At 70.6% G+C, this 6940-nt stretch carries 7 protein-coding genes; 4 read left to right on the top strand and 3 right to left on the bottom strand.

Annotation, left to right across the window (positions count from 1 at the left end; all coding sequences use genetic code 11):
• Window positions 1-115 precede the first annotated feature (115 nt).
• From G5C60_RS33215 to G5C60_RS33205, 3 genes are all read left to right on the top strand, one after another.
• Entirely contained in the window at window positions 116-1057 is a 942-nt protein-coding gene (locus G5C60_RS33215) for a DUF4394 domain-containing protein (protein ID WP_165264731.1), read from the top strand.
• A 150-nt stretch (window positions 1058-1207) separates the two neighbouring features.
• Window positions 1208-2212, top strand: a complete 1005-nt coding sequence (locus tag G5C60_RS33210; RefSeq protein ID WP_165264730.1) for an aldo/keto reductase — start codon at window positions 1208-1210, stop codon at window positions 2210-2212.
• Window positions 2213-2238: 26 nt separating this feature from the next.
• Window positions 2239-2826 carry a TetR/AcrR family transcriptional regulator gene (locus tag G5C60_RS33205; protein WP_165264729.1) on the top strand — a complete coding sequence of 196 codons (588 nt, stop codon included), beginning with the start codon at window positions 2239-2241 and terminating at the stop codon, window positions 2824-2826.
• Between the two features lie 140 nt (window positions 2827-2966).
• Here G5C60_RS33205 and G5C60_RS33200 read toward each other — a convergent pair whose 3' ends face one another.
• Entirely contained in the window at window positions 2967-4004 is a 1038-nt protein-coding gene (locus G5C60_RS33200; protein WP_165264728.1) for an aldo/keto reductase, read from the bottom strand.
• A gap of 123 nt (window positions 4005-4127) precedes the next feature.
• On the opposite strand from G5C60_RS33200, the gene G5C60_RS33195 reads away from it, so the two are divergent.
• On the top strand, window positions 4128-5024 hold the full coding sequence (locus G5C60_RS33195; protein ID WP_165264727.1) for an AraC family transcriptional regulator: 897 nt from the start codon (window positions 4128-4130) through the stop codon (window positions 5022-5024).
• A gap of 11 nt (window positions 5025-5035) precedes the next feature.
• Here the strand turns inward: G5C60_RS33195 and G5C60_RS33190 are convergent, their stop codons facing one another.
• The gene (locus G5C60_RS33190) at window positions 5036-5248 is read right to left on the bottom strand and encodes a hypothetical protein (RefSeq protein ID WP_165264726.1); all 213 of its coding nucleotides are present in this window, start codon (window positions 5246-5248) and stop codon (window positions 5036-5038) included.
• 220 nt (window positions 5249-5468) lie between these two features.
• Window positions 5469-6902 (bottom strand): MFS transporter, encoded by a 1434-nt coding sequence (locus tag G5C60_RS33185; RefSeq protein WP_165264725.1) that lies wholly within the window; start codon window positions 6900-6902, stop codon window positions 5469-5471.
• Between the last annotated feature and the right edge of the window lie 38 nt (window positions 6903-6940).

Raw genomic sequence — 6940 nt, 5'->3', positions numbered from 1 at the left:
AACAATGTGCAACAGCACGCTTTTTTTTTCCGAGCAGAAGACGGCATACGAGGCCTGGTTGGGTCTCGTGGGCTCGGACATGGGTATAAGAGACAGACCTCTCACGGGGGCATCAATGCGCAAGCAGGCAATCATCGGCTTCGCCACCATGGCGCTGGCCATCGGAACCGTCGGCTGTGTCGCGGCCAGCGACGAGGGGCAGGGGAGCGACTCCTCTTCGGCCACCTCGGCGGTCGAGGCCAAGGGCGGTGCCGTGGCGGGGGTGTCGGGGGCCGCGGGCGACCGGCTCAGCGCCATCGGGCTCACCGACAACCAGCGGCTCGTCAAGTTCCGGGTCGACCAGCCGAACCGCACCCTTCCGCTCGGAAAGGTGGACGGTCTCAAGGGTGACAGCAAGCTGGTCGGGATCGACTACCGCGTACAGAACAACAAGCTGTACGGCGTCGGCGACCGCGGCGGCATCTACACGATCCGCGAGATCGGCGCCAAGGCCACCAAGGTCTCGCAGCTGAGCGTGGCCCTCCAGGGCAGTTCCTTCGGCGTCGACTTCAACCCGGCCGCCAACCGGCTGCGGGTCATCAGTGACACCGGCCAGAACCTCCGCCACAACATCGACGACCCGGCCGGCGCTCCCGCGGCCGGTACCACCGCGGTCGACGGCACCCTCACCAACCCGCCGGTTCCGCCCGCCACGACCGGTGCCACGGCGCAGGGGGTGACGGGAGCCGCGTACACGAACAACGACCTCTCCGCGACGACCGCCACCACCCTCTTCGACGTGGACGCGGCCCTCGACCAGGTCTCCGTCCAGTCCCCGGCCAACGCGGGCAACCTCGCGCCCACCGGCAAGCTGGGCGTGGACGCCGGGACGGGCGCGGGCTTCGACATCTACACCTCGACCCGGTCCGGCTCGAACACCGCGTACGCCGTCCTGCGCGTCGACGGCAAGCAGCGGCTGTACCGGGCGGACCTGCTGAACGGGTCGGTGGCGCGTACGGGGACCTTCGACGGCAACCGTGCGGTCGTGGACCTGGCGCTGCCTCTGCGGCAGGGCTGAGTCGCAGGGTTGAGTCGCTGGACGGCTGACGGTTGACGGATGACAAGTGACAGCTGACAGATATTGAAATCTGTCAGCTGTCATGTCAGGGTGGGCGTACGACATCCATCCGGCGGGCATTCCATCCCGTCGGGACCCCAGGGAGTTCGCATGCAAACCCGTCCTCTAGGCAAGACCGGCCCTCAGGTCTCCGCGCTCGGCCTCGGTTGCATGGGTATGTCGGCGCTGTACGGCGAGGCCGACCGTGCCGAGTCCATCGCGACCATCCACGCCGCCCTCGAAGCGGGCGTGACCCTGCTCGACACCGGTGACTTCTACGGCATGGGTCACAACGAGATGCTGATCGGCGAGGCGCTGCGCACCGCCCCCGCCGGGCGCCGCGAACAGGCGCTCACCAGCGTGAAGTTCGGTGCGCTGCGCGACCCGGACGGGGGGTGGAGCGGTTACGACGGGCGGCCGGCCGCGGTGAAGAACTTCGCCGCGTACTCGCTCCAGCGCCTCGGCGTCGACCACATCGACGTCTACCGGATCGCCCGTCTCGACCCGGCCGTGCCGATCGAGGAGACGGTGGGCGCGATCGCGGAGCTTGTCGAGAAGGGGTACGTCCGGCACATCGGCCTGAGCGAGGTCGGCGCCGAGACCGTGCGCCGGGCCGCCGCCACCGCCCCGATCTCGGACCTTCAGATCGAGTACTCGCTCATCTCGCGCGGCATCGAGGACGACATCCTGCCGGCCACCCGTGAGCTGGGGATCAGCATCACGGCGTACGGCGTGCTCTCGCGCGGGCTGATCTCCGGCCACTTCACCGCGGACCGGCAGCTCGCGCCGGGCGACTTCCGCTCGTTCTCGCCCCGCTTCCAGGGCGAGAACCTGCACCGCAACCTCGACCTGGTCGAGGCGCTGCGGAAGATCGCCGGGCAGAAGGGCGTCAGCGTCGCGCAGATCGCCATCGCCTGGGTGCTGTCCCAGGGCGACGACATCGTTCCGCTGATCGGCGCGCGGCGCCGGGACCGGCTCACGGAGGCGCTGGGCGCGCTGGACGTCACGCTGGACGCCGCCGACCTCGCCGCGATCGAGGAGGCCGTACCGCCCGGCGCCGCCGCGGGCGAGCGCTACCCCGAGCCGCAGATGGCACACCTCGACAGCGAGCGCTGACAGTACCGCCGGGTACGGTCTCCCTCATGGCAGCGACCTCCGAGATCCTGACCGCCGAGCGCATCCTCGAAGTCACCGAGGAGGTGCTGCGCCGCCACGGCCCCGCGAAGGCGACCGTGGTGGACGTGGCCCGTGCGCTCGGCGTCAGCCACGGAAGCGTGTACCGGCACTTCCGTACGAAGGCGGCGCTGCGGGAGGCGGTGACGAAGCGGTGGCTGGACCGTACGTCCGAGGCACTCGCCGGCATCGTCGCCACCGACCGTGCCCCGGAGGCCCGGCTGCGTGACTGGCTCGCGGCCCTGTTCGACGCCAAGCGCCGCAAGGCGGGGGACGACCCGGAGCTCTTCGCCACATACATGGTGCTGACCGGGGAGAACGGCGAGGCGGTCGGCCAGCACCTCGCCGACCTGACCGGCCAGTTGACCGAGATCGTCCGAGCCGGCGTCGAGTCGGGCGCCCTCGCCGCCGAGGACCCGGCGGTCGCCGCTCGCGCCGTCTTCCACGCCACGGGCCGTTTCCACGATCCGTGCTACGCACCGGAGTGGGAACAGCCGGGCATCGACGCGGACTTCGAGGCCGTCGTGGACCTCGTACTGCGAGGGCTGCGCGCCTGAGCGGCCTTGGCTAAGTCCGGTGCGGTACCGCGCCCCTTAGGGGCGCGGGGCAGTGTTGATATGCGGCTCCGCCGCGTGGGCGCGACCAGCCAAGGACGGCCCGCACCTTCGTACTGCACTTCCCGCGGAGCGCTCAGGCCTCACCAGGACGGCATGATCGCCTCGGGATAGCGGGAGCCGGCCGCTCCGTGCGGCAGGATCTCCTGGACGCGGGCGAGGTCCTGCGACGTGAGCGTGACGTGGGCCGCCGCGGCGTTCTCAGCGACCCGCTGCGGGCTGCGGGTGCCCGGGATGGGCACGATGTCGTCGCTCTGGGCGAGGAGCCAGGCCAGAGCAAGTTGCGTCACCGTGATGCCCTTGGCGTCGGCGAGCGCGGTCAACTCGCGGATGGCGGTCAGGTTCTTCTCGTAGTTGCCGGGCTGCCAGCGGTCGTCCCAGCTGCGCATGTCGTCCTGGGGGTACTCGGCGGCGGGCTTCACCGCGCCGGTGAGGAAGCCGCGGCCGAGGGGTGAGTACGGCACGAAGCCGATGCCCAACTCGCGTACCACGGGCAGTACTTCGGCCTCGACCGCCCGCTCGAACACCGAGTACTCGGTCTGCAGCACGGACACCGGGTGCACGGCGTGGGCGCGCCGGAGGATGTCCGGGCCCGCCTCGCTGAGCCCGAGGTACCGCACCTTGCCTTCGGCGATCAGCTCACCGACGGTGCCCGCCACGTCCTCGATCGGCACGTCCGGGTCGACGCGGTGCTGGTAGAGGACGTCGATGTAGTCGGTGCCGAGGTGGCGCAGGCTGTTCTCGGTGACCTCGCGGATGTGGTCGGGGCGGCTGTTCAGCGCCATGCCCGCGGCGTTCTGCGGAGCGTCCATGTCGAAGCCGAACTTGGTGGCGATGACGATCTCGTCGCGGAAGTCCTTCACGGCGCGGCCGAGCAGTTGCTCATTGCTGCCGGTGCCCATGCCGTACAGCTCGGCGGTGTCGAAGAGGGTGACCCCCAGTTCGTACGCCCGGCGGATGGTGGCGATGCCGCCGGGTTCGTCACCGGCGCCGTACGCCATGGTCATGCCCATCGTGCCGAGACCGATCGCTCCGGCCTCAAGGCCCTGCGTGCCGAGCTCGCGCATCGGCAGGTTGCTGCTCTGGTTCTTGTCCTGCTGGTTCTTGTCCTGCTGTGTCATGCCGTCGACGCTATGGGCGCGGGCAGCGCGCGGTCATGGGCCGGGGACCGCATAGGATTGCCTGATCCTCTCAGGGCTCCGCTCAGGAACTCGCTCAGGAACTCGCTACCCAGGGAGCGCTTCATGCTCGACGAGCTCGCGGCGGCCATCGCCCGGCACGGCGACGACTGGTGGTCCGACACCGCGGTGCCACGCCTCCGGCTGGTGAGGCTGGACGAGCCCATCACCCCCATCGACCTGCTGTACGAGCCGATGATCTGCTTCATCGTCCATGGCTCCAAGAGCAGTGTCGCGGGCGACCGGAGCTGGACGACCGGGAGCGGGGAGATGCTTTTCAACTCGCTCGTGCTGCCGGTCACCTCCACGTTCGAGCGGCTGCCGTACCGCTCGGCGGTGCTGCGGATCGACGGCACGATGCTCGCCGACCTCCTGCTGGAACTGGACGGAACGGATCCCGTCACGCTCACCGGTCCCGAACCCGAGCCCGGCGGGCAGATCACCGCACCGATGACCCCCGAGATCGTCGACGCGGTCACCCGATGGGTGCGGCTGCTCGACAGCCCGGACGACATCCGCCCCCTGGCGAACCGTATCGAGGGCGAGATCCTCTACCGCCTGCTCGGCAGCCCTCTCGGCCCGGTCCTGCGTCACTTCACCCTTGCCGACACCGCCGCCGCCCGGGTCCGCACGGCGGCCAGGTGGATCTGCGAGCACTACACCGAGCCACTCGTCATCGAGAAGATCGCGGCAGTGGCCCACATGAGTCCCGCCACCCTGCACCGCCACTTCAAGTCAGCCACCGGCATGAGCCCGCTGCGCTTCCAGAAGCACCTGCGGCTCCAGGAGGCCCGCCGCCGTCTCCTCGCCGGCGACACCACGGCGGCCGTGGTCGCCGAAGCGGTCGGCTATGCGAGCGCGACCCAGTTCAACCGCGAGTACCGACGGGCGTACGGACTGCCGCCCGGCCAGGACGCGGCCCGGTTGCGCGATCGGCTGGTGGCCGCCGGGCGGGCACGGTAGGGACCGGCTCTCTATCCCTGTCCCTCCGTCGGATCCACCGTCGCCTGGTGCGCCTCCGCGAGGTGCTCCTCGGCCTTCAGCCAGGGCAGGAACTGGGCGCCCTTCCGCCAGCCGCACGTATCGCATCTGATGGTGCGCTGCATGCCCGCGCGTTGAACCCGTACGACATGTTCGCGACCGTGCTGGTCCCAGCGGCTGACCTTGCTCGTGTTGATCTGCAGCATGACGCCCTCCTTGTGGGTGGCTCGCAGCAAGGAGTGTGCAGCAAGACCAACATCAACAGGGGCACTTGTGAGGAGAGTTGGCCCACGGACGACGCGGGGCCACGGGCGCGCTGAGTGCCCTTGGCGAGGGCGGTGCGGTATCGCGCCCCTTTAGGGGCGCGGGGAACTGCGCGACCAGCCCCCACCGGCCCGCGGATTCATCACCGTTCCAGCTAAGCGCTTAGCGGATCGTTCGGGGCAGGCGCAGGCTCAGCAGGGTCGTCAGGGCGATGCCTGCCAGCTGGACCAGAAGCGTCGTGACCAGGGCGTCTCGCATGCCCATGCCGGGGATCAGGGTCAGGAAGAGGGAGCCGAGGGTGGCGACGCCCAGCGCGAGGGCCGACTGCTGGGCGGTGATCATGACGCCGCTGCCGACTCCGGCCCGGGCGGGCGGGACCTCGGAGAGGATGACGCGGAAGATGACGGGGAGTTGCAGGGCCTGGCCGGCACCGGCCACGGCCGCGCCCGGCATCAGTTCCACCACGCCCAGGTCCGGCCAGGAGCGCCAGGCGGCGAGGGCGATGAGGGCCACGCCGACCGCCTGGATGAGGCCGCCGGCGGTCACGACGCGCGTGCCGTAGCGGGTGACGAGCCGCGGGCCCCAGAGCGAGACGGCGAGGAAGACCACCGCCATGGGCGCAAGGGCAAGGCCGGCCGGGACCGGGCCGAGCCCGGCACCCCGCTGCAACGCCACCGCGATCACGAACATGAAGCCGCTGAAGCCGATCGAGAACGGCAGCACCATGGCAAGGCCCCGGCGCAGCGACTTCAGCGCGAACAGGCTCGGCGGCACCAGCGGCGTACGGCCCTGGCGGTCCTCCCGGCGCTCGACGAGGTAGAAGGCCGCCGCCGCGAAGGGGAACGCCGCCAGCGCCAGCCAGGTCCACAGCGGCCAGCCCGCCGCCCGGCCCTCGGTCAGCGGGGCGAGGAGGGTCAGCAGCGCCACGGCGAGGAGCAGCGTGCCGGGGACGTCCACCGGCTCCGGGTGCTGCGAGCGGGTCTCGGGGACGGCGCGTGCGGCCAGGACCAGGCCGAGCAGCACCACGGGTACGTTCACCAGGAACACCGAACGCCATTCCGTGCCCGCGATGTTCGCCGCGACCAGGACGCCGCCGAGTATCTGCCCGGCCACCATGGAGAGCCCGGCGGTCGCACCGTACAGGCCCATGGCCTTGGCACGGCGCGGGCCCTGGGTCGCCGACTGGATGGTGGCGAGGACCTGCGGCAGCATCGCCGCGGCCGCCGCGCCCTGCGCGACGCGCGCCGCGACCAGCGTCCAGGCGGTGGGCGCCAGGCCGCACGCCAGCGAGGTGAGCCCGAAGGCGGCCATACCGGCGAGGAAGAGCCGACGCCGGCCGAACATGTCGCCGAGCCGTCCGCCGAGGACGAGGAGCACGGCGTACGAGACTCCGTACCCGGCGACGACGAGTTCCAGGACCGCCTCGCTCGCGGACAGGTCCCGGCCGATCGTCGGCAGGGCGACGTTGACGATGAAGAAGTCGATGAGGGGAAGTGCCGCGCCGAGCAGCACGGTGAAGAGCCCGAGGGTGCCGAGCACGGGTGGGGTGGCGGGGGAGCGGGCGGCACTGCGGTCGAGAGTTCCGGATTCGGTCACGTTCCTCAGCTTCGGTCAACTCCCAGACCGGTACCAGA

The sequence above is a fragment of the Streptomyces scabichelini genome, assembly GCF_011045015.1.
Classification (GTDB): domain Bacteria; phylum Actinomycetota; class Actinomycetes; order Streptomycetales; family Streptomycetaceae; genus Streptomyces; species Streptomyces scabichelini.
This window is presented reverse-complemented; position numbering and strand designations above follow the sequence as displayed.

What these genes read in the sequence shown, in the direction of transcription:
- G5C60_RS33215 (WP_165264731.1), top strand. Translation starts at nt 116, where the DNA reads ATGCGCAAGCAGGCAATCATCGGCTTCGCCACCATGGCGCTGGCCATC.
- G5C60_RS33210 (WP_165264730.1), top strand. Translation starts at nt 1,208, where the DNA reads ATGCAAACCCGTCCTCTAGGCAAGACCGGCCCTCAGGTCTCCGCGCTC.
- G5C60_RS33205 (WP_165264729.1), top strand. Translation starts at nt 2,239, where the DNA reads ATGGCAGCGACCTCCGAGATCCTGACCGCCGAGCGCATCCTCGAAGTC.
- G5C60_RS33200 (WP_165264728.1), bottom strand. Translation starts at nt 4,004, where the DNA reads ATGACACAGCAGGACAAGAACCAGCAGGACAAGAACCAGAGCAGCAAC.
- G5C60_RS33195 (WP_165264727.1), top strand. Translation starts at nt 4,128, where the DNA reads ATGCTCGACGAGCTCGCGGCGGCCATCGCCCGGCACGGCGACGACTGG.
- G5C60_RS33190 (WP_165264726.1), bottom strand. Translation starts at nt 5,248, where the DNA reads ATGCTGCAGATCAACACGAGCAAGGTCAGCCGCTGGGACCAGCACGGT.